The sequence below is a fragment of the Variovorax sp. PAMC26660 genome, assembly GCF_014302995.1.
Taxonomy (GTDB): Bacteria; Pseudomonadota; Gammaproteobacteria; order Burkholderiales; family Burkholderiaceae_C; genus Variovorax.
In genome coordinates this window covers 4,599,621-4,622,833 of record NZ_CP060295.1, presented here as the reverse complement: position 1 = coordinate 4,622,833, position 23,213 = coordinate 4,599,621, and the positions used below count along the sequence as shown (strand labels likewise).

At 61.3% G+C, this 23,213-nt stretch carries 26 protein-coding genes and 2 pseudogenes; 8 read left to right on the top strand and 20 right to left on the bottom strand.

Annotation, left to right across the window (positions count from 1 at the left end):
* Positions 1–238: 238 nt before the first annotated feature.
* From H7F35_RS21680 to H7F35_RS21655, 6 genes are all read right to left on the bottom strand, one after another.
* Positions 239–1,480 (bottom strand): hypothetical protein, encoded by a 1,242-nt coding sequence (locus tag H7F35_RS21680; protein ID WP_187108644.1) that lies wholly within the window; start codon positions 1,478–1,480, stop codon positions 239–241.
* Between the two features lie 148 nt (positions 1,481–1,628).
* Positions 1,629–1,862, bottom strand: a complete 234-nt coding sequence (locus tag H7F35_RS21675) for a BPSL0761 family protein (RefSeq protein ID WP_187108643.1) — start codon at positions 1,860–1,862, stop codon at positions 1,629–1,631.
* 131 nt (positions 1,863–1,993) lie between these two features.
* On the bottom strand, positions 1,994–2,662 hold the full coding sequence (locus tag H7F35_RS21670; RefSeq protein WP_187108642.1) for a hypothetical protein: 669 nt from the start codon (positions 2,660–2,662) through the stop codon (positions 1,994–1,996).
* Between the two features lie 23 nt (positions 2,663–2,685).
* Positions 2,686–3,036, bottom strand: coding sequence for a hypothetical protein (locus H7F35_RS21665; protein WP_187108641.1), 351 nt, complete (start codon positions 3,034–3,036; stop codon positions 2,686–2,688).
* A 101-nt stretch (positions 3,037–3,137) separates the two neighbouring features.
* Positions 3,138–3,395 (bottom strand): hypothetical protein, encoded by a 258-nt coding sequence (locus H7F35_RS21660; protein WP_187108640.1) that lies wholly within the window; start codon positions 3,393–3,395, stop codon positions 3,138–3,140.
* An 83-nt stretch (positions 3,396–3,478) separates the two neighbouring features.
* Positions 3,479–3,859, bottom strand: a complete 381-nt coding sequence (locus H7F35_RS21655; RefSeq protein WP_187108639.1) for a hypothetical protein — start codon at positions 3,857–3,859, stop codon at positions 3,479–3,481.
* A gap of 44 nt (positions 3,860–3,903) precedes the next feature.
* On the opposite strand from H7F35_RS21655, the gene H7F35_RS21650 reads away from it, so the two are divergent.
* Positions 3,904–4,158 (top strand): helix-turn-helix domain-containing protein, encoded by a 255-nt coding sequence (locus H7F35_RS21650; RefSeq protein ID WP_187108638.1) that lies wholly within the window; start codon positions 3,904–3,906, stop codon positions 4,156–4,158.
* A gap of 249 nt (positions 4,159–4,407) precedes the next feature.
* Here H7F35_RS21650 and H7F35_RS21645 read toward each other — a convergent pair whose 3' ends face one another.
* Positions 4,408–4,785 carry a helix-turn-helix domain-containing protein gene (locus H7F35_RS21645; protein WP_187108637.1) on the bottom strand — a complete coding sequence of 126 codons (378 nt, stop codon included), beginning with the start codon at positions 4,783–4,785 and terminating at the stop codon, positions 4,408–4,410.
* 152 nt (positions 4,786–4,937) lie between these two features.
* Between H7F35_RS21645 and H7F35_RS21640 the strand changes: the two genes are divergently transcribed.
* Positions 4,938–8,132, top strand: a complete 3,195-nt coding sequence (locus tag H7F35_RS21640; protein ID WP_187108636.1) for a class I SAM-dependent DNA methyltransferase — start codon at positions 4,938–4,940, stop codon at positions 8,130–8,132.
* Positions 8,129–8,863 (top strand): hypothetical protein, encoded by a 735-nt coding sequence (locus tag H7F35_RS21635; RefSeq protein WP_187108635.1) that lies wholly within the window; start codon positions 8,129–8,131, stop codon positions 8,861–8,863. The genes H7F35_RS21640 and H7F35_RS21635 overlap by 4 nt, the downstream gene beginning before the upstream one ends.
* 7 nt (positions 8,864–8,870) lie before the next feature.
* Here H7F35_RS21635 and H7F35_RS21630 read toward each other — a convergent pair whose 3' ends face one another.
* Positions 8,871–9,557 (bottom strand): hypothetical protein, encoded by a 687-nt coding sequence (locus H7F35_RS21630; RefSeq protein WP_187108634.1) that lies wholly within the window; start codon positions 9,555–9,557, stop codon positions 8,871–8,873.
* Positions 9,558–10,112: 555 nt separating this feature from the next.
* Between H7F35_RS21630 and H7F35_RS21625 the strand changes: the two genes are divergently transcribed.
* A complete protein-coding gene (locus H7F35_RS21625; protein ID WP_187108633.1) occupies positions 10,113–10,319 on the top strand; it encodes a hypothetical protein in 207 nt (68 codons plus the stop codon).
* A 42-nt stretch (positions 10,320–10,361) separates the two neighbouring features.
* Here the strand turns inward: H7F35_RS21625 and H7F35_RS21620 are convergent, their stop codons facing one another.
* From H7F35_RS21620 to H7F35_RS21610, 3 genes are read right to left on the bottom strand one after another with little or no spacing between them, the layout of a single operon-like run.
* Entirely contained in the window at positions 10,362–11,138 is a 777-nt protein-coding gene (locus H7F35_RS21620) for a hypothetical protein (protein WP_187108632.1), read from the bottom strand.
* Between the two features lie 24 nt (positions 11,139–11,162).
* The gene (locus tag H7F35_RS21615) at positions 11,163–12,155 is read right to left on the bottom strand and encodes a hypothetical protein (protein WP_187108631.1); all 993 of its coding nucleotides are present in this window, start codon (positions 12,153–12,155) and stop codon (positions 11,163–11,165) included.
* A gap of 32 nt (positions 12,156–12,187) precedes the next feature.
* Positions 12,188–12,445, bottom strand: coding sequence for a hypothetical protein (locus H7F35_RS21610; RefSeq protein WP_187108630.1), 258 nt, complete (start codon positions 12,443–12,445; stop codon positions 12,188–12,190).
* Positions 12,446–12,551: 106 nt separating this feature from the next.
* Between H7F35_RS21610 and H7F35_RS21605 the strand changes: the two genes are divergently transcribed.
* Entirely contained in the window at positions 12,552–12,779 is a 228-nt protein-coding gene (locus tag H7F35_RS21605; protein WP_261803300.1) for a Mor transcription activator family protein, read from the top strand.
* A gap of 494 nt (positions 12,780–13,273) precedes the next feature.
* Positions 13,274–14,338: an IS1595 family transposase gene (locus tag H7F35_RS21600; RefSeq protein ID WP_187108628.1), complete on the top strand. Its 1,065-nt coding sequence runs from the start codon at positions 13,274–13,276 to the stop codon at positions 14,336–14,338.
* Between the two features lies 1 nt (position 14,339).
* On the opposite strand, the gene H7F35_RS34815 is transcribed toward H7F35_RS21600, so the two are convergent.
* From H7F35_RS34815 to H7F35_RS21570, 6 genes are all read right to left on the bottom strand, one after another.
* Positions 14,340–15,035 (bottom strand): transporter substrate-binding domain-containing protein, encoded by a 696-nt coding sequence (locus H7F35_RS34815; protein ID WP_261803299.1) that lies wholly within the window; start codon positions 15,033–15,035, stop codon positions 14,340–14,342.
* Between the two features lie 52 nt (positions 15,036–15,087).
* Positions 15,088–15,741, bottom strand: coding sequence for an amino acid ABC transporter permease (locus H7F35_RS21590; RefSeq protein ID WP_187108627.1), 654 nt, complete (start codon positions 15,739–15,741; stop codon positions 15,088–15,090).
* 27 nt (positions 15,742–15,768) lie between these two features.
* Positions 15,769–16,440, bottom strand: coding sequence for an amino acid ABC transporter permease (locus tag H7F35_RS21585; protein WP_187108626.1), 672 nt, complete (start codon positions 16,438–16,440; stop codon positions 15,769–15,771).
* Entirely contained in the window at positions 16,437–17,582 is a 1,146-nt protein-coding gene (locus H7F35_RS21580; RefSeq protein WP_187108625.1) for a WD40 repeat domain-containing protein, read from the bottom strand. Before H7F35_RS21580 ends, H7F35_RS21585 begins: the two co-directional genes overlap by 4 nt.
* 26 nt (positions 17,583–17,608) lie before the next feature.
* On the bottom strand, positions 17,609–19,324 hold the full coding sequence (locus H7F35_RS21575; RefSeq protein ID WP_187108624.1) for an IlvD/Edd family dehydratase: 1,716 nt from the start codon (positions 19,322–19,324) through the stop codon (positions 17,609–17,611).
* 159 nt (positions 19,325–19,483) lie between these two features.
* Entirely contained in the window at positions 19,484–20,170 is a 687-nt protein-coding gene (locus tag H7F35_RS21570; RefSeq protein WP_187108623.1) for an RraA family protein, read from the bottom strand.
* 92 nt (positions 20,171–20,262) lie between these two features.
* Between H7F35_RS21570 and H7F35_RS21565 the strand changes: the two genes are divergently transcribed.
* On the top strand, positions 20,263–21,015 hold the full coding sequence (locus tag H7F35_RS21565) for a FadR/GntR family transcriptional regulator (protein WP_187108622.1): 753 nt from the start codon (positions 20,263–20,265) through the stop codon (positions 21,013–21,015).
* A gap of 218 nt (positions 21,016–21,233) precedes the next feature.
* A pseudogene (locus tag H7F35_RS21560) lies at positions 21,234–21,809 on the top strand (IS5 family transposase); the annotation flags it as partial.
* Here the strand turns inward: H7F35_RS21560 and cpaB are convergent.
* The 3 genes and pseudogenes from cpaB to H7F35_RS21545 all read right to left on the bottom strand — a co-directional run.
* Positions 21,771–22,394 (bottom strand): annotated as a pseudogene (gene cpaB, locus H7F35_RS21555) (Flp pilus assembly protein CpaB); the annotation flags it as partial. The pseudogenes H7F35_RS21560 and cpaB overlap by 39 nt on opposite strands.
* A 33-nt stretch (positions 22,395–22,427) precedes the next feature.
* A complete protein-coding gene (locus H7F35_RS21550; RefSeq protein ID WP_187108621.1) occupies positions 22,428–23,012 on the bottom strand; it encodes a prepilin peptidase in 585 nt (194 codons plus the stop codon).
* A gap of 16 nt (positions 23,013–23,028) precedes the next feature.
* Positions 23,029–23,175 carry a hypothetical protein gene (locus H7F35_RS21545; RefSeq protein WP_187108620.1) on the bottom strand — a complete coding sequence of 49 codons (147 nt, stop codon included), beginning with the start codon at positions 23,173–23,175 and terminating at the stop codon, positions 23,029–23,031.
* Between the last annotated feature and the right edge of the window lie 38 nt (positions 23,176–23,213).

Below are 23,213 nucleotides of genomic sequence, written 5' to 3'. Positions count from 1 at the left end.
ACGGAAGCTGTACGCGGACAACAGCGGGGTGGAGAACCAGATTGGCCCTGTTGCCCTCAGATGCTCAAGTTGATTGTTCGATGGCTGCCAGCCTGATCTGCGACTGCAGTCAAGACGGAGTCACCGCGCTTACTCAGTGCTGTCGGTCGCAGCGTCCTGGCCTTCTAGAGAGGCGTGACGATGATGAGCCCATTTCGGCTGACAGCGAAGTCGACCGGAGCCTGCCTCTCGCCGGGGGCTACTCGAAAATCGATAGAGCGCCTCGGTTCCCTTCGGCAAGCATTGCCAGCGAACTCACCATGACGTTGGCTCGCGCCCGCGGCCCAAGGCGCTCTTCACGCGTAAAGGACGGCGGCTCTAGGACCACAAGGTATCCCATTGGATCGAGAAATTCCTCGAGCCACACCCGCAGGTAGCTCTCATCCCTGACAGCACGGACCTCTGCGAAGCGGCAGGCGGCCAAGCCGAAGCTGGCAGGAGCCTTCAGGCCGGCAAGTGTGAAGAGGCTTTTGACCTGCGGAAAGGGAACACCTTGCAGCATGTCTTCGACGCTCATCATCTCCCCCACCCGCACCAACCCGGCTGCGACCAACTCGCTAAGTTCGAGGTTGCGGACGGGAGAGTCTTCCGTTGGAATCCTTCCGGGCATCTGCGCCAGGTACCAACGCGCCGCATTGGGTGAGAGCTGGACAAGAAGGTCCGATAGCGCCTCCCGCTTCGCAAGGGAGCCTCTCAGGCCAAACTCTTCGTCCACGAAGTCCCGTGGAAGCCATGGAGAGGACTTGGTGAGGTGCTGTTCGAGTAGCGGCCAACGGATGTCGCATCGGATGGCCTCAAGAATGGCCCGCCAGCGGGTGGAAGATAGGCCCTCGGCATACTCCTCGAATTCACTCTTGAAATGCTCGACCCCGCTTCCATACCTCGCGGTCATCGCCAACTTGTGGTCGCCGATCGAAACGAAAAAATCCACCTGGTCAGGTTGGCCAGGCGTGAGGGACACCGGTTCGATGCTCGGGAGACGATCCCGAATAATGGGCTGCGTCCGCGCCTCGTCGAAAGACATCGGCCAAGACTTCGGCCACGCAATCATGGTGAGCGCAGCGTCGGGCTTAGGCCTCGGCACCATTGCCGTCTTGAAAACGCTCCTCTCCGCGAGCTGATCGACCTCTAGCGCGACGATCTTCATCTGCTGCAGCGCGCAAGCGTAAGCTCGCAGTCGTTCTGGCAACTCCTCACGGTATCGGCTCAGCTTCGAGATTTCCCGGCTCATGCGCGTCTGGACCGGGAAGAAGTCAACGGCATGTCCAGGATAGTCTCGCGCAGCCTCACCGACCGTATCCCTTTGCCACTCTGCCACCACTTTTTCCTGCGGCGGAATGCTGGCAAGACGGTGCTCCACGGCTTCGCGGGCGGCCGCGGCATGCGCGTATGCGGTCGCGAGAGCAGTCGCAAGGGGCTTGGGCAAGCGTTGATCAGGCATCTGGCGCATTCGCTGTAGATCAAGCGGTCCGCAGTCTAGCGGCTGACACCGTCAGTGGCTTCGCCGGAATTTTCAATATTCCGGCGGCTACCGTGCCCCCACAGCATCGCGCCGTACCGGTCAAAAATTTGCCTCGACCACTCTAGCCTTACTCTTCGGGCTCCCCGGCAATCCAGTCGCTGATCTGAAGGTCATGCATTTTGACCGCCGCATCGATCTGCCAAGCTGTAGGGTAGTGACGAAGTATCCGGTTGGCCAACTGGCGCAATTTGGGGGGCACAGGACCTCCCCACAACTCCAGATCGTTGTCGGGCGATTGCAGATCGCGAAGGGTCTCACCAGCCCACTGCAGCGCTCTTCGACGTTCGTACGGAAGTGTCATTTTTTCGTTCCTCGTCTGCGGTTTTTGGATCACGGTCCTTCAGCATGGACGTCGCAAGGAAATGCGAACCACCCATGTTGGACATGCTGCTGTTCAAGCTTCCGCCGCGGATTCAATACGCGTTGCGAGTTTCAACCCTTCGGGTCACTACCAGGCTGGCTTTCGCTCAATAGCACCTCCAAGGCACGCCGATTGAGCTCGGGCACCAACCGCTGACCTCGCAGTTGTCTGATCACCGCCTGCACCAGCATCACCGGCAAAGACAACACGAAACCGAGGATCGTCCCGGCCACGAAAAACGACATGTCCATGCGGGCGGAGAGACTGCATAGGAGGCCAACGAGGGCGCCGATGCCCGCGCCCCAGGCCATGCGCTTCAGATAGAACTTTGGCGGCAGGTAGAGTCCGAAGGGACTCAACCGATCGGAATGGATGGACTCGTCGAAACTGAACTTTCCCGTCGTCGAATTCAGCGCGCCAAAGAACTCGCCTTTTTCGACACCCTTGGCCGCGCCATAGATTAATGCCAGAGTGTGGCCGGGCCTTGAGTCGACGGGGAAGTCGCTCAGGTCGTAGGCTGACTCTCGACCGTCGGCTTCGCGAATCCAGATTTTTTGAATCGACACCACCTCGGAACTGATGCGGCCTGGGCGAAAGATCGCGTGACCTTCGATGAACTGCCGCTGATCTCGGCCCTGGCGGACCATCGCAACCGATGACTCCGACGCTTCGATAACGACTCCTTGCACGACCTGCAGCCAAATCCGGCGGCCGCCGGGCAGAACGATGGTGGTCGGCATGTTTTTGGCGTCCCGACCTGCGTTTACCGACTCAGGGACCAGCCGTCAGAGCCTTTGACGAAGCGAAACTGTGCGGGCGCCTTGTTTCGGGTTCCGGCCTGGGTCATGTCGAGTTCGACATCGCAGCGCCACGACACGTCCGTGTCCGCCTTGCAGCCGAGCTTCTTGACATCGTGGATTTCTCCGAGAGAATTTTTTGTGCCGCTGAGCCGTTGCAGTTGGGCCTGGCTTTCCGACAGGTACTTGCGCACGGTCTTGTCGACATCGCTGGACGAGGGCTCGCCGCTGCAGCCGGCCAGGGCAGTCGCCAGCGAAACCAGTGCGACGACGGCCAAGCCGCGATTCGTTTGGGAAGACAAGGTGCGGTTTTTCATGAGGTTGTGGTGGTGTGCGTTGACAAGGACAAGGTGATAGGTCGGCGCGCCGCGTTGAGGTGATGGAAATTCGAATCCATTCCTCTCTGGGGCTGCGGTCGTCACTCGGAAATCACGCAGGTGCGCCGGCCACGAAGAGCCTGCAATTGGCGCTCCGTCGGAAGCATCGCCAGTGGGCCGACCACCGGCATGTCGGTTGCCCCTGCGGATTGGAAGACGAGGTAGATCGGTTTGCCGGGCCGCACACCTTTGGGGTCACCCTCCGAGTCGCTCGCGTATACCGACTTGATCGAACCGATGTCTCGCTTGGGGCAGCCCTTCAGGCTGGTTCCCTTCTCGACCGCCTGCTCGAAGGTCATCGTTTGAGGGGCCGCTTGGACTTGAAGACAGCACCCCATCGCGATCAGCGCCAGCAGGCGACCAGGGTGGCAACGGCGCCCCCTCATGACGCGCCCTTGGCCAGGCGATCGGAGGGTGCCAATCGGCTGGCGCACGCGCTGCGCAGCCATTCGGCCGCAGAAGGCAACGGACCGCCCAAGGCCATCAGGGCCTTGTTCAACGATTCGCCATAGCTCCGATCAGCGCCGTCACCGGTGCGATCGGTCCCGCCGACCAAAACGGCACAGTGCGTTGGACTCGCCAAAAAGGCCGCAACTTCTGCGGATGCCGGACTGGCGATCTGAGCATGAGCGCCGTGCGCGCCAATGAGCGCAAGAGCGCAAGCGATGGCTAAGGGGTTTTTCATGGGCGAGTGCGAGAGAGTGATCGAAAAGATCTTCTGACGAATCAATATGATCCACAAAGAGCTCCAAATGTACGACATATGAGGTGGAGCGGGGCGATGCGGAACTTGATGCTGAGCGGCCTATGCCCAGAACCAAGCCGCAACCAACCACCAGGGAAGTTTTCGCCAGAAACTTGCGCCGTGCCCGACGTCTCAGGGACCTGACCCAAGAGGGTCTCGCATTGGAGGCGGGCGTGCCGCGTGCGTATCTGAGCCGTGTTGAGCGCGGCACGATCAACATCTCGATCGACAACGCCGACGCGTTGGCTCGTGCCATCGGTGTACCGCTGCACGAACTGGTCGATCCGGCGAAATTTCGTGGCCTTGATGAGCGGTAATGATTTCTGCGTCAGCGAGAACTGGTCTGGGACTACTGTCTCGGCGCAGCCAAGGTTGCTCAGGCGCGTTCTCTTTTCTGTGCCGAAGAGGCCCAGAACGCACAAACCGCCCTCGATGGTGGGCGCCCTCGACCTCGTGGAGTGCGTCGCCATCGTTGGATCCGCGACTTCACCCTGATGATCGCGGGCTTGGGCCCCGGTCAAGATGAAACGACGGGACGCTCACACGAGGAGGGCCAAGCAGGTAGATCATCCCTTGGGCTTCGCGGGGCGTCCGATCTTTCGAGGTTTCAGGCCGTCAAGCATATAGGCGAAGGCCCGGCGCAAATCGGAGTGTTCGTCGCCTTGCAGTTCCGTCTGAATACGTTGCGCAATGGCCTTCGCAGAGAACTCATGCATGTCGTCGCGGCCTCGAAGCACCTGCATGCAGGCCTCGATCACCTTGGCCGGAGGGTCAACGTCGCCTGACTCGTAACGGGAAACCAGCGCTTGGTCTACCCCGCCCAGTCGGACCCCAAATTCTTTCTGAGTGGCCGAGCCACGCGCTGCGCGGACCATGCCGCGAACGGTGTGGACGGCTTGCAGCTCTGGTGAGCTTTCGGACTTGTGTGCAGGCGCCAATTTCATCGAAATTTCGTTGATCTATGAAGCATCGCAGATAGAATCATAAGTTATGCGCAACGCGAATTTCGTCATTTCAGACAGCTTCCATAGCCAGAGGTCGCCCAGCCCGACGTCCGCGCCTCTCGTGATGAGGACGCTGGGATAGCATGTCGGCCATGAACGCCCCTCTGAGCCAAAGGCTTACGGCCTTCGGCGCAGCAACGAGCGAAATTCGCTCGTTGGTGGCTGAGGACCCCGCCACCATTGACTACCTGGATCTCCAGCGCTTTCGCCGGATGGCGAGCCGCGAGGGCAATGCGTTTGTCGCACCCGATGCGGTGGTGCTGGTCAACGGCCAGCCGCTGCTGTATGCGGTGTACGCCGAGTCCCTGTCGAGCACGAGCGATGCGAACGCATCGCTGGTAACGCTACGCTCTGCACTGGCTTGCCGCGGCGAGAGCAGCTACCTGGCAGTCGTTTCTCCGGGCGAGATCAAGCTGGTGTCGGCCCACTACGCGCCAGACCTCAAGGACGCGGTGGTCGTCAAGCACTCGGATGCTCTGGCGAGCTTTCTGATTCGGGATCTGGCCGCGGGAATCAAGCCGGGGGCGATTGCAGAGAAGGCCTGGCAAAAGGCGACCCGTGACGGCGACAAGCGGGCGGTTCACGAGCTACTGTTCAGCCTACTGGACCATGTGACGAAGGCGCTGCGTTCCTCGGGTCCGCTGCAGGGGCGCGATGAGGAGATTTTGTCCCTGGTCGGACGTGCGCTATTCACCTGTTTCCTGCTGGACCGCGGCATCCTGAGCGCCGATACATGTCCGGCCCTTTTCGGCACAGACGGCGTGACCGCATTTTCAAATCCGCGGTCCGCTGCGCTGTGCTGTGACTGGCTCGACGAGACCTTCAACGGCGAGTTGCTGCCGATCGAGTGTGACGACTACGCAAGCTACTTCAACGCGTTGAATGGCGCCGATGGGCTGGTATTCAGAGAGCTGTCGAAGATCATTGAGCGCACGACGGCAGAAGGCCAGCGCTTTCTGGATTGTTCCTGGATTGACTTCTCGCACGTACCAGCCGATCTGCTGAGCCAGTTGTACGAGAGCTATGCCCACAAGTTCTTTGGCGATGACGCCGGGCAGGAGAGCATCCACTACACGCCCCGGTACATCGCCGAATACATGATGGAACAGGCCTTCCCCGGGATCGAAACAGCAAAACTTGACAAGGCCAGGGTGCTGGATCCCGCCGCAGGCGCCTGTATCTTTCTCGTACTGTCTTTGCGCCGCCTGGTGCAGGAGCGTTGGCTGCGAACCCGCCGGCGTCCACGCACGAAGGAGATTCGGCAGATCCTTAACGAACAGCTGCGCGGCTATGACATCAACAGCCATGCGTTGAAGTTGGGGGCGCTGAGTCTATATCTCACGGCATTGGAGCTTGACCCGAATCCGCTGTCGGGCGACAGCCTGGTCTTTGAGCCGTTGATGGACCACGTGTTGTTCAACACGCGGCTGCCGGACGAGCAGTACCCATGTTCCTTGGTGCTGGGCAGCCTTTGCGCCGAACTGCCCGACGATCCGATGGGCAATCGATACGACCTGGTGATCTCGAACCCGCCTTGGACGCCCTGGAGGGCCCAAAAGAATGACTCGAAATCCCAGGCCCGTGCAGACGCCTTGAATGGCAGGGCCTCCGAGATGATCCGCAAGATCGCCAAGGAGAGATCGCCGCTGCTGGCGGATGTGACGCAGACTCATGAGAACGCCCTGAAGGCGCCCGATGTTCCGTTCATATGGCGGTCGATGGAATGGGCGAAGCCAGGTGCTGTCATCGCTTATGCGGTCCACGCCCGGCTGTTGTTCCGGCGAGCCGATGCGGGCGCGTCAACTCGTGACGCACTGTTCCGTGCGCTCAGGATCACGGGCATCTTCAATGGAACAGCGTTGCGCATGGAGGAGGTCTGGCCGAATGTCGAGGCGCCGTTCTGTCTCGTGTTCGCCAGAAATTCGATGCCCAGTGACACAGATCACTTCTACTATGTTAGCCCTGAGGTTGAGCGGGGGCTGAATCGGCGATCACTTTGGCGCACCGACTATCAGAGCGCACATCCCATCGAGATGCGGGTTCTGAAGGAAAAACCGTACCTGCTCAAGACGCTGTTCCGAGGCACGGCGCTGGACGTAGAACTGATTGATCGATTGGAGTCGCAGTTGACGGCAGAGGAGCTTAAGCTGGGGCAAGACGGCGGCCGGTCGATCGTGCCTAGTCAAACCACCAAGGTGCGAACGGTCCGCTTGGCCAGCTATTGGTCACAGGATCGCGGGCTGTTCAGTGGGCAGGGCTTTATGGGGCCGGGTACACAGAAGGCTGATTTCATCCGCGAGATGAACGCCAAGACGCTCAGCGCGAAGGACGATGCCGGCCGGTACGTAGAGACCAGCAAACTCAAGCTTTTCGCGATGGATAGGGTGGAGCGTCCTCGACGTCCCGAGATCTATCGCACGCCGCTCGTGCTGTTCAGCCAGACGCCTGGTGCCAGGAAGACCAGCCATCCAGTGCGCATTACCCTTGACCCAACGCCCGTCGCGTTCAACTACTCTTACTATGGGTACAGCACCGCGGGTCACGCGCAGCCGGCGGAGCTGGCTTGCTATCTGTTCGTGATCGCCAACAGTGACTTGTTCAGCTACTACACGTTGATGACCAGCGCGCGATTTGGTGTCGAACGGGACACGATCTATGTCGAGGATGTCGATGTGTTTCCGATGCGGCCCTTCGAGGATCTGACCAAGAGGGAGATCTCGGAAGCATGCAAGCTCGCGAAAGATTTCTGCGTTGAGGATCCTGAAGGCGATGCAGTGCGCCGGCAGATCAACCGCTGGGTTGGTCAGTTGTATGGCTTGAGCGCCGATGACATTCAACTCGTCGAAGACACTCTGGCCGTAAGCTCGCCATTGTCGACCTCCAAGGATCTGGCGCAGTCGGTGCCGACGCGCGCCCAGATCACCACATTCGCCAAGCGGCTGGAAGCGGAGTTGGCGCCATTCTTTGATGATGAGAATGATCCGATCTGCGTGACTCCCCAGCCAGTGGCGTCGCAGAGTTGGCTCTTTGTCAGTGTCCACACCCACGGAGCCGAAGGAGAGGTACAGGGGCAGGAACGGCTGAAAAAGGCCTTGACCATCTTGGCGGATCACGAAGGATCCAGCCGCGTGCTGATGAACATCGGCCAAGGGCATTTGTGCATCGGGATGTTGGCGCAATACCGCTACTGGACACCGAGTCGGGCAAGGGCAACGGCCTTGAGCATCCTGCAGAGCACTGACGGGGTATTCGGACGCAACGCCGACATCGCAGGGAGCGAAGCTTGAACGCAGGGTCGGGATTTCTCGCAAAGCGCGCCTTGGCGACGCAAGGGATATACCGATTCCCGCCGTTCGGTGACTTGCAGGTCAAGGCTGTTGAACGGGCCTTGCGCATGGCCTGGGACGAGCTGGTCAAAAATCCGCTCGTGTACAAAATCGATCTGGCTGCGGCCAACGAGGTGGCCATTTCTGAAGGCTTGGTACGAGTGGTCGACATGATCCGCGATGCTGGTGCGATCCCCGCCTTCACCAAGCATTTCGAAACGCCGCATACCGACGGATCGTTGCGCAACTTCAACGGCACCAAGCTGTCGAAGCGACCTGACATGTCGTTCAAGCTTAAGGTGAACCCGGTCCCTGGCATCCATGGGATGCACCACAGGCTTTTCGTCGAGGCCAAGATACTCGAGACCGGCAAGCAAGGCATGAGCGACTATTGCAAGGATGGTCTAAGTCGCTACATTGTGGGCGACTATGCATGGGCAATGCCGCACGCCATGATGCTGGCCTACGTACGATCGCCCGCCTACGTACTCCCCAAGTCCTTGAACATGCACCTGTCTAAGCCTACGAACAAGCTGTCGTACGAAGTCCTGACCCTACAGGCCGCGATGTGCGAATACACGAGCAGCTCGCCGCGCGCCTACGAGACCACGCACGGACGTGCGGGCTGGACTTTCAGTGACGGCACTGCGCCGACGTCGATCAAGCTCATTCATCTCTGGCTCCCGGTCTAGCTAACGATCAGCGCGTGCGGTCCACCTTGATGGGGCCGAACATGCCGGTGTAGATCAGCGCTTCCCAGATCTTTTTGACCGCCTGTCCGGCGTCCTGGCTCAGAAACAGAGACGAACGGGCGCCACGAGGAGAGCCAAGCAGGTAGTGCCGCATTGATTCCCAGGTTTCAGCAACTTCCGACCATTCTGAACACGGCACCTCCTTTTGGAGGATCAGGGGCATTGCGATGGCCAGTGGGATGGTTTCCCCCGGGCTCACGTGCTTCTCCCATTCACATTTGATCAGGACTGGCTTTGCTTCGGTGCTGTAGAACTTCACGTCGAGCTTCTCCGCAGTGAGCCGCGCCGCCGGATGTCGGGGCAACGCCGCCACGGAAGCAATGATCTCGTCGGCGCCGTCACCGTAAGGGCAACTGATGAACCCGTTCACGAAAAACCGCGTGTGGTCGAGTCTTTGATACCCGCACCGGTCACTTGGCGTGGTCGCAGGACTGCGGTAGTTTTTGTGATTCCACACAAGCGGGTGCCATGTGGGGTACGTGTTGATGGCGGGACCAATCTGGTCCACGATGTCCCGCAACGCATGGCGGCTCTTGGTACGCTGGTCTTCATCGAGGCCCTGTAGCCGGTTCACAAAGTAGTCCTCGACTTCGTCGTAACCGTCCTGCGCTGCCTCGTCCGCTCGGAATGCCATAGTCGCCCCATGAATTTTATAAATTGCGCATGATATTGCAATATCATGCGCAATTAATATTTTTCATGCATCATTCTTAGGCATTGCGCGTGCTCTCGATCGGATGGACATGCTCTCCAAGTTGTCCGTGGTGCACGCAGTCTCGATGCCCCACATGGTCGAGGCGCCGTCGGGCGCCCGCAGCGGGAATGTTGGGCCGGTGTTCTCGCACGGCGGCCGCGCTGCGGCCGCTTCCTCCTGCGCAGACCGGCACTGCCGGGCCGCCCCCACATGCAGGGCGCCTTGATTCACGCCCGCAGTCTGCACCGGCGTCGGGAAGTTGTGAAGCGCGCCGCGATAAGTGTGCCCAGATCGGTGCGATAAGTCTGCCCTGATCCGGTTACGCCCGCTGTAAAGGAATTGCCGGGGAGGAAAGGCAAGCGTCCACCGAGCGATGAACCCACAGCAGCAGTGTCGACATGCCGGCGCGGGTCTTCTGCGACTGGGAAAAACGGCCCTGGGCCGGTGCGTGGCGCCCTCCACAATTCTCGCTCCATTCACCAAGGAGCAAAAACCATGAACTCGTCTCTATCCCCGACCGAACGCCGGTGGGCCGAACTGGTCCGCGAACGGAAGTATCCGCCGATCGTCATCGAAGTCGCTGGCGCGATGGGGACCGTCAGCCATCAGCCGTCGCATCAATGGACGTTGGAGGAGGTGCTGGCGCGCGACCCTATGCAGGCGAACTGGGACCCCGAGTCGGGCCTTCCTGACGTCTTCTAGTGGCAAGTGGCGCGGCTTGAAGGAGTCCTGCGGCCCGGGCCTCTAATCGATCTCGCCCGCCTCGCGCAGCAAGTCTTCATAGAGTCCGCCCAGTGCTCCCATGATCAGCCCACCATGGAACGGCCAGATGGTGCCGAGGGCGTCATTTGCAGCTTGAAGCAGGTTCTGGATCATGGCCAGAGGGATGACGACTTCATCCTTCATGTGCACGTGGAGGGCCTTGTCGCCGCCGCCATCCGGCGTGTACCAGTCGTAGGAGTACCTCGACCATGTGTGCTTCATTTCCACCGCAAGGATCTCCGCCACCGCCGAGCGGACAGCGTCAGGAACGATGCCGACCTGCAAAGCCTTGGCCATTGCCTCCAGATCGGTAAGCAACTCCCTAAGGCCATGCCAGGTTTCCGCACGCTCGGCCTGTTTTCGACTGGGGAACCTGGGACGGGGCCTGCCGAGCTTTTCTCGGTACTTCTGAACGTCAATTCCGAGCTGTAGCGGAGCCTTGATCATCAGTTCAGCCGCATGGCGCTGGAGGAAGAAAATCGGCAGGCCATGGTGGTCCAACGTCGTCTTCTCACGAGCGGCGCTCAACAGGGTATTGGCTGCGAGCAAGTAGGCTTGGCCATAGTTCGGCGCCCGAAATCCGCCGAGCCTTGCGACGCCGGCCGCCAGATCCTTTTCGGTTTGCTCAGGCGATTTCCCCCAGAAGAGGACTCCAGCGGGTTCGCCGGTGCCGTTGAAGTAAAGATCGTCGGGAAACTTCGCCATCTTGGAAAGTCTTTCAAGTGGATAAGCGAACAGCGGCACGAGAGGAAAACCCATGCCGGTACATCTCGTTCCGCGGGTCTAACCCGGGACCGGGCGGCTGTTGCCCTCGTTGCTCCCCAGACGTGCAATCAGCAGGCCTGTTCCTGTAGCTGAGACGTCTACCCCGCGACCGCTCAACGTACCTGCCAGACTGGAGGCATTCACTTTAACGGCCAGTGCCGACGAGGAGAACCCCAACTGGTCAGCTAGGACGGGCAGAATCTCACTTGGGGCTTTCGCAACGTGTGCTGCGTCGACGAGGCGTATGCGGTCCCCCGCGCCAAGACTCTGGGCACTGAAAGTGCGCGTGAGAACTCGCGATCTCCATGCAGGGCCTTCGCCCTTTGCAGACTCCGGTCCTTCCGATATGAACCCGGTGGGCAGGGCGCCCCTAATTGCGAAGTACGTCGCCAGCTGCGCCTTAATCGAATTGACAAACTCTGAGGAAGCTGAAACACCGAACAGCTCCGTTCCCCGCCACTTCCAGATGACATCTTTCGTCCGGAACTCGCCCTCGTCAGCCGGTAGGGCTTCAAATAACATGCGAAGTTCCACGATGGCCAGGCACCGGGCCACCCCTAGGTGCAGGCACAGCCCAGCGCGGTGCTCCCCCTTCTTCTCACTACGCTCGGGAGGATCGTAGGCAGCAACGCGGATCTTGTGCCCTGGGTCGACGCAGGTGTACACAGCCAGCCCAGTCGTGATCGATTTGCCCACGCCAGAACTTGGGCCACCTTCTAGCACCGTGACGGACTGCGCCCCAGCCTGCAGCTGCTGCAGACCTTTATGCAGCGCGGCATGGCGGCCGGCTTCCAGGCCGCCCTTGGCTTCAAAAAAGTGCAGGTTGTCCTTCGTGTCAAGGACCACGTAGTCGGGCGCCTCGCCCTCCGCCTTGAACTCCTCTGTTCCAGGGACACAGAAGTTGCGGTACCCGGACACTTGGTTCGTTCCTGCATACGCGTTTCCATCCCACTTCAAGGCGCCCTCCTTGGCTGATCCGCCGATGCTACTGCGAGCACTGATGGAGGTCATCGGTAACGCAGCAGACAAGAACCGTCGAGGAGTTATTGAGACTGCGATTCCAAGATTCCGTGCGCGATCACAAACGCTGCAGCTTCGGCCTTTTCACTGGTCGCGTAGGAGCCATCGTCGGGATTCTCTTTCATAGGCAATCCCGCGATTTCGATCGATTGGATGTACCAGCTATCGCCGCCAACAAGGGTAACGGACACGTAGCGGCCGCCCTCAAGGACCTTGGTGATTCGGGTCTTGGAGAGACCGTTGTCCATCAGCTCCGTCGAATGGCTTGTCGTACGATCCATAGCGGTCTCCGTGTGTTGGAAGCGCACAGTATCGCGGAACACATGATCGTGTTTTGTGTGCCAGGAGTCGGTCGCCGACCATGTCACAGATCACTGGGGCGGCCAGATGATCTACATTCCCCGCGACTTCCAACGGAAGCTCGCCCAGATCGAGCTCGAGCTGGCGATCTTCGACGCCTTCACCGGCGCCAAGATCCCGGAGCTCTCGCGCAAGTACGAGATGACCATCAACGGGCTGCGCTGCCTCATTACGCGCGTCGGTGCAAAACTGGCATCTTCCCGGCCCGAGCTGCAGCTGGACACGGTGGAGCCCCGCAAGATCGCTCGAAGGTGAGCGATTTGCGCTGCCGGCGCATTTACCACCCGCGAGACGCGCTTTCGCCTTGGCAACGACCACGGAATCGGAAGGCTCGCACCACCCTCATGACTTTCTATTCTTAACTTTCGCCTCTTTAGACTTGGGCATTTTGCCTCGCGGCCTCACAGTTCGCCCTCGTTTTGAATTCAGCCGACAGCCAAGTTTTTGGCGGCGGCAGTAGTCCCGGATTCCGCGCGGCGGTGTGAGTCGGCGTTTAGCAGTGAATCCACAAGGCAAAGCGAATGAAACGGAGTCACCTCTCTCGGTGGGTGCCTTCTCGGTTAATCTTCCATTTTTCCTGGCTTGAGCTCGCGGCGTTGGGTCGCAGCAAGGGACAGCAGCCTTCGTTCGCGAATGGCTGTCCTCCCGAGCCATCGGCATCAGCGTGGGCTGGGCCATTTCACGCAGAAGGCCACTCAAGGTCTGTTCAAGCGACGTCTGCGTGTGCCAGTTGGCGCACGCCCACGCGGTTGCTGCGGCTGGAAATGGCCGGTCACTTTCTGCTTTCGCCGACGGCGAGGAATTTCACCCTCACCGACGTGGAGAAGCTCTCCGAAGATCAGGTGCACGCGCTGTTTGCACAGCAGCGCTGGTCCAAGTACGGAGAGGGAAAGCAGGTCTGCCCAGAATGTGGGGCGGTGGACAGCCATTACGTCGTTCATCGCCGTCATCAGTGGCGGTGCAAAGCCAAAGGCTGCGCTCGCACGTTTTCGGTGACGACGGGCACGAAGCTTCAGGATCACAAGCTGCCGCTCAAGAAGATCCTGCAGATCATCGTGATCTACACCACGGCGGTGAAGGGGATCAGCGCGAGCCAGATGGCGCGGACCGTGGGTGTCGCGTACCAGACTGCTTTCGTGCTGCTCCACAAGCTCCGCGAAGGTCTGCTGAACAACCGCAACCTGGAGCCCCTCGAGCGGCACGTGGAGGTCGACGGCGGCCACTTCTCTGGAGCAGTTCGCAAAGATCGGGTGAAGGTCTTGACAAAGAACAACTACTACAAAGGCAAGTTCCCCGATGGGCCAGGCCATCGGGCGGTCATCGTCTTCCGGCAGATTTCACCCATCAAAGGCCAGGGTGCCGAGCGAACGATCGTGGAGGTTGCGTTCGACGAGAACCGCAAGCACGTCGAGCCGCTGAGCCGCCAATACATCCAAAAAGGTACCGTGGTTCACACCGACGGCGGAGACGCGTTTCTGAATTTTTCGCGGCAATGGACCCATCACACGGTGATCCACAAGAAGGAATACTGCACAGCCGATGGCGTCAACAACAACCAAGCCGAGAGCTACTTCGCTCGGCTCAGACGTCTTGTTCGTGGTCAGATCCACCGCATGACGCCCAAATACATGCTCGACTACGCAAACGAAATCGCCTGGCGAGAAGACGTGCGCCGCCTGGAAACTCGGGCGCAGCTGTGTGACCTGCTGCGGGGTTGCCTGAAGCAAGGACGCTCGCGCTGGTGGCGGGGTTACTGGCAAGGCGTGCACCGTGCCGGCGAACTGAAGTTCGATCCAGACGCGCGGGCCACCTGACTCAGTCGTCGGGGAAATCCCGGAGGGACCACCGCCCCATCTCTCTCGTCATCTGGGGGTGATGTCGTTCCAGGATGCCTTCACGGGCCATCTGTTTGAGCCTGTATCGAATGAGGACGTTCAGCCGTTTCCTGCTGGTCACTTCAAAGTCGATGTTTTCAAGCTTGGCCACGTGCAAGGCAATGTCGTCGGTGTACAGCGGAACGTCCGAAGACCTCAAGTAATTGAGGATGTGCCTCTTCAGATTTCCACGAGGGAGGATGCCCTTGAAGTCTGCAGCCGTCTTGATCTCGACTTTCTTCGCGCCGAAAAGCACCACGGACGCCGCCGCGTAAGGGATCGAGAAGTCAACTTGCTTTGCACGCTCGGGCGTGATGGCCAGCGAAGCGACCAGCACATCGACCTTGTTGGTCAGCAGGAAGGGAATGCGGTTCGGGCCGGTCACCGGCACGATGTTGGCCTTGACGCCCCAGTCCTTGGCCAGCAGCTTGGCCACGTCGGCGTCGTAGCCGTCGGGCTGGTTCTTGGCGTCGGTGGTGCCGTAGGGCGGAAAGTCGACCAGCATGCCGATGGTGATCTCGCCCTTCTTCTTGATGTCGGCCACGCTCTGGGCCGAGGCGAAGGGTGCGAACACGGTCAGCGCGGCGCCGAGGCCCAGGGCTGCGATGGCAGCGCGGCGGGTGGTGGTAATGCTCATTGGATGTGTCTCCTGAATAAAGAAAGGAAGCGACGAGAAAAAGAAACGGGAATCAGCGTGCAAGCGCCTGGGCTTGCTTGCGCTCCATGCGCGCGGCCAGCAATGAAAGAGGCCAGCAGATCACGAAGTAGATGGCGGCCACCACCGAGAACACGATCAGCGGCTGGAAGGTGGCGTTGTTGATGATCTGCCCGGCGCGCGTGATCTCGGTGAAGCCGATGATGGCCGCCAGCGATGTGCCCTTGATGATCTGCACCAGGTAGCCCACCGTGGGCGCAAGCGCGATCTTGAAGGCCTGCGGCAGCACCACGTCGCGCATGCGGGCGGTGTACTTCAGGCTCAGTGCCTCGGCCGCTTCCCACTGGCCGCGCGGAATGGCCTCGATGCAACCGCGCCAGATTTCGCCGAGGAAGGCCGCGCTGTTCAGGATCAGCGCCACGCCCGCGGCAATCCACGGGTTGATGTCCAGCCCCAGCACCGGTGCGCCGAAGAAGATCAGGAACAGCTGCAGCAGCAGCGGCGTGCCCTGGAAGATCTGGATGAAGGTGGTCGCAACGGCGCGCGCGCCCTTCGACTCGGAGGTGCGCATGAGCGCGATGATCAGCCCGAGGATCGCGCCGCCGACGAAGGCGATGGCCGAGAGCGCGAGCGTCCACTTGGCCGCTTCGAGGATGAAAAGGAATTCGGGAAAGCCGAAGGTACGCATGATGGTTCTTGCTCCGTCCGTCGCCTGTTACCGGCGGTCCGGGTAGTTGAGCGCGCGCTTGTAGATCAGCTTGAACATGGCCGAGAAGGCCAATGCCAGCGCCAGGTAGATGGCGGCCACCACGATGTAGATCTCGAAACTGCGGAAGGTCTGCGACTGCAGGTTGGCGGCCACCGAGGTCAGGTCGTCGGCCGAGATGACCGACACCACGGCCGAACTGAGCATCAGCAGGATGAACTGGCTGGTGAGCGCCGGATAGATGGCCTTGAGCGCGGGCTTGATGATGACGAAGCGGAAGATTTCCCAGGGCTTGAGGTTCAGCGCCCTGCCCGCCTCGATCTGCCCCTTGGGAATCGACTCGATGCCCGCGCGGATGATTTCGGTCGCATACGCGCCGAGGTTCACCACCATGGCCACCAGCGCGGCCGTCTGTGGCGACCAGCGCAGCCCGATGGCCGGCAGCGCGAAGAAGAAAAAGAACAGCTGCACGATGAACGGCGTGTTGCGGATCACCTCGATGTAGGCATTGACGATGAAGCGCAGCCAGCCCGGCCCCGAGGTCTTGCCCCAGGCGCAGAAGATCGCGACCACCAGGCCCAGCACCGTGGCAATGAGCGAGAGCTGGACGGTGATCCAGGTGCCCTTGAGCAACAGCGGCCAGGCGGCGAAGACGGCGTCGAATTGAAACTGGTAGTTCACTTGAGGCCAGCCATGGTGCGCAGCGAAGAGCGCCGTCCAGGCATCGCCCGGATCGAACAAGGACCACCTTGCACCGGGACGCGGTGCAAGGTGTCGACCAAGGTTCCGCTGCCGACCGCGTAGACGGCCAACATCTTCTCCACGTTGAACTGAGCCAGGATGTACTGGCTGTCCGCAGTAAAGACGATTCCCTGGCCAGCCTCTCCCGCTGGCAAGTCTCCTGCGGCGTATGCCTGGCCATCGCGAATCTCGAAGAGCCGCACCCGGCCCCGTTCGCGTCGCCCTGGGTTGTCGGGTCTGAGGTTTGAGCCGTCCATGGTGAGCGCGGCGATCCAGCGGCCATCTGGAGAGATGGCCACGCCCTCCGGCAAGGCGGGGACCGAAAGGTGCTGCACGGCACGAAAGGGGCGCCGGGAGATGTCGACGAGCGTGACGGTATCTGCATCGCCCGCCAGTTGCCCCGCCGGACCGGGCAGCCCCGCAAGGCCTACATTGCCGATCACGGCCCATCGCCCACCACCACAGACATCGACCGCATACGGGGCAACGCCAGTCGATATGCGCTCGGGCGTGAGATGAACCGACGAGCCCTCGACATCGAGCACCGCTGCACCCTGTGCATCGCGCATCAGGACGATGGCGGCCCTGCCGTCGGGGGTGAAGGTCACGCCTGAAAGACGATCGTTGGAGACAGCTATCTCGTTCTTGCGCACCAACTGCGTCCCTTCCACGGCGAATGACTCGATCGTGCCGCCCAACGTCGCGGCCAGCAGGAGGTGGCCGTTCGGGTGAAACGCCACGCCTTGCGGATGATGCGAGGTGGGGACGCGTTGTACGACCCGGGGCCGGGCAACGGTCAGGTCCACCACCTGGAGGTAGTTTTCGAACACGCATTCGCCACGGACCGCGTCGTAGCGGTTGGGTGCAGACACGACGGCAAGCTGTCCGTCCGGCGAGATCGCGACGGCTTGCGGCGGGCCCACGATCGTCGTGCTCACATCAACCGTGGCGACGATGCGCGGCGGGAAAGACGATGCATCGATGACGTCCATCGTGTCGCCCGGCGCGTCGCAGGGGTAGGTGTCTCCGCCTGCAACGCGCTGGTACTTCGCATCGTTTGTGGAAACGATCCAATCGGGCATGTGCATTGCCGTCTTCCGCTCGGCGCTCAATGGCTCTCCCGTGGCACGGCATGGCCTCGGCAGCCCACGAGGAAGTCGAGATCCGCGCCCTTGTCGGCCTGCAGCGTTCGTTCGACATAGAGCGACTGATAGCCACCCTTCATGGCGGGCTCAGGCGCAGACCAGGCCGCCCTGCGCGCCGCGAGCGCTTCCTCGGAGACGTGCAACTGGAGTCTTCGGGCCGGTACGTCCAGTTCGATTTCGTCCCCGTCTTTCACCAACGCCAGGGGACCGCCGACGGCCGCCTCCGGCGCGACGTGCAGGATCACCGTACCGAACGCGGTGCCGGACATGCGGGCATCAGACAACCTCACCATGTCCCGCACGCCGCGCTCGAGCAGCTTGCGCGGGAGCGCCATGTTGCCCACTTCCGCCATGCCAGGGTACCCCTTCGGACCGCAATTACGCAGGACCATCACGCAGTGTTCGTCGATGTCCAGCGCGGGATCGTCGACACGGCGCTTGTAGTCTTCGATCGTGTTGAACACCACGGCGCGACCGCGATGGCGCATGAGTTCCGGCGAGGCCGCCGATGGCTTGATGATCGCGCCATCCGGCGCAAGGTTGCCTCGAAGTACAGCGATGCCGCCATTTGGCGTCAGCGGCTTCGTGACGGGCCGAATCACTTCCTTGTCGAAGTTTTCCGCCGGCTCGATGTTCTCTGCGACAGTGCGCCCCGTCACGGTGAGCGCGCCGAGGTCCAGCACCGAAGCCACTTCTTTCATGAGGGCCGGCAGGCCGCCTGCGTAACAGAAGTCCTCCATGAGGAAGCGGCCGGACGGCATCAGATCAAGGATGGTGGGCATGTCCTGTCCCCAGCGATCCCAGTCTTCCAGTGTGAGCGGTGTGCCGATTCGCCCCGCGATCGCCAGAAGATGCACGACGGCGTTCGTCGAGCCACCGATCGCACCATTGATGCGGATCGCGTTGGCGAACGCCTCACGCGTCAGGATGCGCGACAGCACCAGATCCTCGTGGACCATCTCGACAATGCGCCGGCCTGTCATCCGGGCCAGGCGCGATCGGCGCGCATCGACCGCAGGGTACGCGGCATTGCCGGGCAGCGCCACACCCAGTGCCTCGACCATGGAAGCCATGGTCGAGGCGGTGCCCATGGTCATGCAATGACCGGGCGAGCGCGACATCGCGCTCTCGGCCGCCATGAAATCGGCCCGACTCATCACTCCCGCGCGAACATCCTCCGAGAATCGCCAGACGTCGGTACCGGAGCCGATGTCCTTGCCGCGAAATTTTCCGTTGAGCATGGGACCACCCGAGATCACGATGCTCGGCAGGTCGCAGCTCGAGGCGCCCATGAGCAGCGAAGGCGTGGTCTTGTCGCACCCGGCCATCAAGACAACGCCGTCCATGGGATTGCCCCGGATCGCCTCCTCGACGTCCATCGACGCGAGGTTACGAAAGAGCATGGCCGTCGGTCGCAGGTTGGACTCTCCGCAGGAAAAGACCGGAAACTCCAGGGGAACACCTCCTGCATCGAGCACACCCCGCTTCACGTGCTCCACCAGCTCGCGAAAATGCGCGTTGCACGGCGTGAACTCCGAAAAGGTGTTGCAGATGCCGATGACCGGACGGCCATCGAAGGCGTCATCGGGCAACCCGCGGTTCTTCATCCAGCTGCGATGTATGAAGGCGTCCTTGTCGTCACCCGCAAACCAGGCGGAGGACCGAAGCTTTTTTGTCATGATGGCTTTCGTCTTGAAAGGGTGCGCCGCCTTGCCAGCCTGTTTGATGGGGCGAGGCAGGCACTGCGTCTTGAGACCTGGAAGTTCTGCGCGCGGATCTGTGCGCGTTGCCGCGCTTCGGGGAGCCCTTGGGCAAGGAGGCGTTGAATCCCGCCCGCGTTACATCACACCGAATGTGTTGAATGCCTCGACAGTGCTCATGCCGTTCTGAATGGCCTTGCGCACACTGCTTTCCGTGGAAGCCTTCTCGAGCGCGAGGCTGATGGCCTCCACCTCTGCCTCGCGAGGAATGATCAGCACACCATCCTGGTCGCCAAAGACGATGTCACCGGGGCGAACCCGAACGCCTTGGATCTCTACAGGCACTCGATAGTCGACCACCTTGCCGCGTGGTCCCTGGTCCTGGGAATAGCCACCGAGCGAGAAGACTGGCAGGCCCAGTTCAAGCACCTCTGTCGTGTCGCGGGAATAGCCATCAAGGACTGCGCCGGCCGCCTTCAGGTGCATGGCACGCGTCGTCATCAACCCACCCCACAACGCGAATTGCGGGGCCGATCCGGTTGCAACGTAGACCTCGTTGGGCGCGAGGTCGTCGAGCGCCTGAAAAAGCAGGCCAAACGCCTGCTGGCTCAGCGGCGACTTGCCCTCCGGCTCGGAGCGCGAGAAGCAGTTGGTCTCCAGCACGGGCATGGCGCGACCCGCAACGACCATGGATCGCTCTACCGGCTTGATGGCTGGCGGCAGAAATTGGTGCATCAGCCCGAGCGTGTCCAGGATGTCCCCGACCACGGCGGGGAACAGGCGCGTGCGCATCAAGCCAAACAGTTCGTCATCGTCTTTCCACATTGCTTCTTGTCTCCTTTAGAGACGAGGATTGAACGCGCCTGCTACAGTAAAGACAACCTGTACCCCTGTATGACAGGTTAAAGAATCCATTCATGACCGCACACCCCTTTGTCCTTGGCAGATTGGAGCGAAACTCGCTGGCGGAGCAGGCCGTGCAAAGCCTTCTTCAGCACATCCAGGACGCAAAGCTGAGCCCCGGAGCGCCGCTGCCTTCGGAAGCGCGGCTGGGCGAGTCACTCGGCGTCAGCCGCACCGTGATACGGGAAGCGCTGAGAACCCTGAAAGGGTTGGGCGTCGTGGAGATCGCCAACGGAAAGAGTCCGATCGTTCGGCGCGATCTGGATGCTTCGGCACTCGGCATCTACTTCTCTCGGGCACTGCAGGTTCTGGAAAATTCCACGGAGGACCTGATGGACGTGCGCGCAAGCCTCGAAGGCCGTGCAGCAGCACTGGCGGCCCAGCGGCGTACACCGGCGCAATTGACCCGGATGTCCGATCTGGTCATACAGATGCAAGCACAACTGCGGCGACCTTCCGTCTACGCCTCACTCGATACGGAGTTGCATCTGGAGATTGCGCGTGCAAGCGGAAACCTGTTGCTGTTCCAGATGATCGGGTCTGTACGGGCCTCGCTCGAGTCGCAATCCCGTCAAGGCATGGAACAGCGAAAGACAGAAGCGAGTTTGCAGAAGGTTCAAGATGGCCACGCCGAGCTCGTCGAGTTGATCGGCAATGGCAATGCGGAGGGCGCAACGGAATGCATGCGCCTGCACATGGAAAGCGCGCTGCGCGTATTGAGCGAGCCAGTCGCGCGTCGATCAAAGCGGATGAGAACCGCAGTCTGACGGGTGATCCCTGTTCAACTGCGAGACAAGCGAGGTGGCCCTGGCGCGTTTCGATGTTCGCCAAGTCATGCAGCCAGCAGGCGGGACGGGGCACAAGTGTCGTGGCATCTACTCATAGCGAAGGCCATGTGAAACGGCGTCGACGAGGAGTCATGCGGCCTTGCGCCGGAACCCTTGGTTGCCGCCGTTGCGGTTCGGGGCGAAACCATTGGCCAGCAGTACTCAATGCCATCTTGTACGTCGCCGAGCATGGGTGCAAGTGGCGAGGCCTGCCCAAGCGGTTCGGCAACTGGCACACCATCTACACGCGCATGAATCGCTGGGCCAAGTCTGGCGTCCTGGACAGAGCCTTCGCGCAGCTACAGCTCGCGCACAAGTGGTGCAGATCAAGATCGAAGCCGTGTCGTTGGACAGCACCAGCGTCAAGGTGAATCCCGATGGCACAGGCGCTCGAAAAAAACGGTCCGCAAGCTATCGGCAAGTCCCGCGGCGGATGGAACACCAAGATCCACCTTCTCGCCGCGGACGCGCGCACGGCCGTAACGCTCTCGTTGTCGCCAGGCCAGGCGCACGATGCACCCGAAGGTCGCGAGTTGCTCAGGCGCTTGGGCGCGCCGAATCGGCCGCTGCATCTGCTCATGGATCGCGCCTATGAAGGCAACGAGACTCGGCAGCTTGCGCTTGACTTGGGCTTTATCCCTGTCGTCCCGCCACTGCGCACTCGCGTCGAGCCGTGGGAATACGACCGCGCCATGTACAAGCGCCGCCAGGTCGAGCTTTTCCGAATCCTCGAGCGAGAGTTCGAGCGTCACGGCGCTGACGACCTTGGGCTTGGTGTCGTCGCGGTTGGCCTCCTGCGCCACCGCCAGCACCAGCACTTTCTCGAGCACGGTCTTGCTGATCTGCGACGCTTGCTCGCCACGGCTCTTGTCCTGCTGGGCGTTGACCATCACGTCGACATAGTTGCCCGGCAGCGCGAAGCCGGCGACGCCGACCACGTCGTTGACGCGCACCGTCATGGCCCGCTTGCCGCTGGCGATCACCGCCGACAACCCGCCCTGGATGCCCACGGGTGCCAGCTTGCCTTCCATGATCGCTTCGCCGCGCAGCACGCCGACCTTCACAACGCGGTCGTCCAGCGCCTTGATGTCACTGAACGAGCCGTTCGGCACGGAGCCGCTGGGCCAGTCGACCGTGGACAGCATCTGCGCATTGACGCGGCTGCCCAGTTCGATGTCGACCGCGGCCACCACGACCTTGTTGGACGCGATGCCGCTTTGCCGGGAGATCCATCCGGCCGCGTAGACCGCGGCCGCCAGCCCCGTCAGAAGGGCCAGAAGGGCCAGAAGGATCAGCCCGATCGCCTTGATGTTCTTCATACGAACCTCCGTCGCAAGTGAAAGATGAGAGGGCTAGACGTAGCCCAGCTGATGAGCAAGCACTTCGACCACCGTGCCCGCCGCGATACAGATGCCATAGGGCAGCTTCCCCACGGACTGAGCCATGTGAACGTGTCCCGTGGGACGGATGCCCGCCATGCTGGAGATCGCCATGCCCTGTGCCGCGGTCTTGACGTTGGCCAACATGTGCGAAAGGCGCCGGCGATGGATGGCGAACGCCAGCGCCGCCATGCCGCCGGCAATGAAGGTGAAGAGCACCGCCACCAGCGTCTGCTGCGGGCCGATGAATGCACCTGCCATGGCCATGAGCTTCACGTCGCCCGCCCCCATCAATCCCAACGCATAGAACGGCAGCATCGCGATGAAGCCCACGCCAAGCCCGCCGAACACGCTCAGTGCGCCTGCGGACGGTGTGCGGGCGGCGAGCGTCCCGTAGACGAGCGCGAAGAACGCGCCGCCGAAGGTCAGCCAGTTGGGAATGCGATAGGAACGCCAGTCGCTGACGGCGGCCACCCCAAGCAGCGCGACGAGCGCGAGCATTCGAACGTCTGTAGCCAGCATTGCCAGCAGTTCGAGAGCGGAATCGAGTTCTTGCATGGTCGGCTCCGTGGGTTCAGGCGCTGCGCCGGATGGCAAGCAGCAGGAGCAGGCACACGACCGTCACCAGAGCGCCGATCAGAGCGAACTCCATGAACGACATGCCTGCGTCTTCCCGCAGCAGGTTCATGAAGGTTCTCGGCAGCAGTGTGAACGGTTCCATGCGTGTTCCCCGGTTGTCGTGACCGGCCGGAACCGCTT

Excerpts from the sequence above, each read along its gene's own strand:
- H7F35_RS21625 (WP_187108633.1), top strand. The coding sequence starts at position 10,113 with ATGAACTCGTCTCTATCCCCGACCGAACGCCGGTGGGCCGAACTGGTC.
- H7F35_RS21565 (WP_187108622.1), top strand. The coding sequence starts at position 20,263 with ATGACCGCACACCCCTTTGTCCTTGGCAGATTGGAGCGAAACTCGCTG.
- H7F35_RS21570 (WP_187108623.1), bottom strand. The coding sequence starts at position 20,170 with ATGTGGAAAGACGATGACGAACTGTTTGGCTTGATGCGCACGCGCCTG.
- H7F35_RS21620 (WP_187108632.1), bottom strand. The coding sequence starts at position 11,138 with ATGGGTTTTCCTCTCGTGCCGCTGTTCGCTTATCCACTTGAAAGACTT.
- H7F35_RS21590 (WP_187108627.1), bottom strand. The coding sequence starts at position 15,741 with ATGCGTACCTTCGGCTTTCCCGAATTCCTTTTCATCCTCGAAGCGGCC.
- H7F35_RS21630 (WP_187108634.1), bottom strand. The coding sequence starts at position 9,557 with ATGGCATTCCGAGCGGACGAGGCAGCGCAGGACGGTTACGACGAAGTC.
- H7F35_RS21615 (WP_187108631.1), bottom strand. The coding sequence starts at position 12,155 with ATGACCTCCATCAGTGCTCGCAGTAGCATCGGCGGATCAGCCAAGGAG.
- H7F35_RS21680 (WP_187108644.1), bottom strand. The coding sequence starts at position 1,480 with ATGCCTGATCAACGCTTGCCCAAGCCCCTTGCGACTGCTCTCGCGACC.
- H7F35_RS21640 (WP_187108636.1), top strand. The coding sequence starts at position 4,938 with ATGAACGCCCCTCTGAGCCAAAGGCTTACGGCCTTCGGCGCAGCAACG.
- H7F35_RS21575 (WP_187108624.1), bottom strand. The coding sequence starts at position 19,324 with ATGACAAAAAAGCTTCGGTCCTCCGCCTGGTTTGCGGGTGACGACAAG.
- H7F35_RS21650 (WP_187108638.1), top strand. The coding sequence starts at position 3,904 with ATGCCCAGAACCAAGCCGCAACCAACCACCAGGGAAGTTTTCGCCAGA.
- H7F35_RS34815 (WP_261803299.1), bottom strand. The coding sequence starts at position 15,035 with ATGAGCATTACCACCACCCGCCGCGCTGCCATCGCAGCCCTGGGCCTC.
- H7F35_RS21605 (WP_261803300.1), top strand. The coding sequence starts at position 12,552 with ATGATCTACATTCCCCGCGACTTCCAACGGAAGCTCGCCCAGATCGAG.
- H7F35_RS21660 (WP_187108640.1), bottom strand. The coding sequence starts at position 3,395 with ATGACCTTCGAGCAGGCGGTCGAGAAGGGAACCAGCCTGAAGGGCTGC.
- H7F35_RS21645 (WP_187108637.1), bottom strand. The coding sequence starts at position 4,785 with ATGAAATTGGCGCCTGCACACAAGTCCGAAAGCTCACCAGAGCTGCAA.
- H7F35_RS21580 (WP_187108625.1), bottom strand. The coding sequence starts at position 17,582 with ATGCCCGATTGGATCGTTTCCACAAACGATGCGAAGTACCAGCGCGTT.
- H7F35_RS21665 (WP_187108641.1), bottom strand. The coding sequence starts at position 3,036 with ATGAAAAACCGCACCTTGTCTTCCCAAACGAATCGCGGCTTGGCCGTC.
- H7F35_RS21545 (WP_187108620.1), bottom strand. The coding sequence starts at position 23,175 with ATGGAACCGTTCACACTGCTGCCGAGAACCTTCATGAACCTGCTGCGG.
- H7F35_RS21670 (WP_187108642.1), bottom strand. The coding sequence starts at position 2,662 with ATGCCGACCACCATCGTTCTGCCCGGCGGCCGCCGGATTTGGCTGCAG.
- H7F35_RS21550 (WP_187108621.1), bottom strand. The coding sequence starts at position 23,012 with ATGCAAGAACTCGATTCCGCTCTCGAACTGCTGGCAATGCTGGCTACA.
- H7F35_RS21655 (WP_187108639.1), bottom strand. The coding sequence starts at position 3,859 with ATGTCGTACATTTGGAGCTCTTTGTGGATCATATTGATTCGTCAGAAG.
- H7F35_RS21675 (WP_187108643.1), bottom strand. The coding sequence starts at position 1,862 with ATGACACTTCCGTACGAACGTCGAAGAGCGCTGCAGTGGGCTGGTGAG.
- H7F35_RS21610 (WP_187108630.1), bottom strand. The coding sequence starts at position 12,445 with ATGGATCGTACGACAAGCCATTCGACGGAGCTGATGGACAACGGTCTC.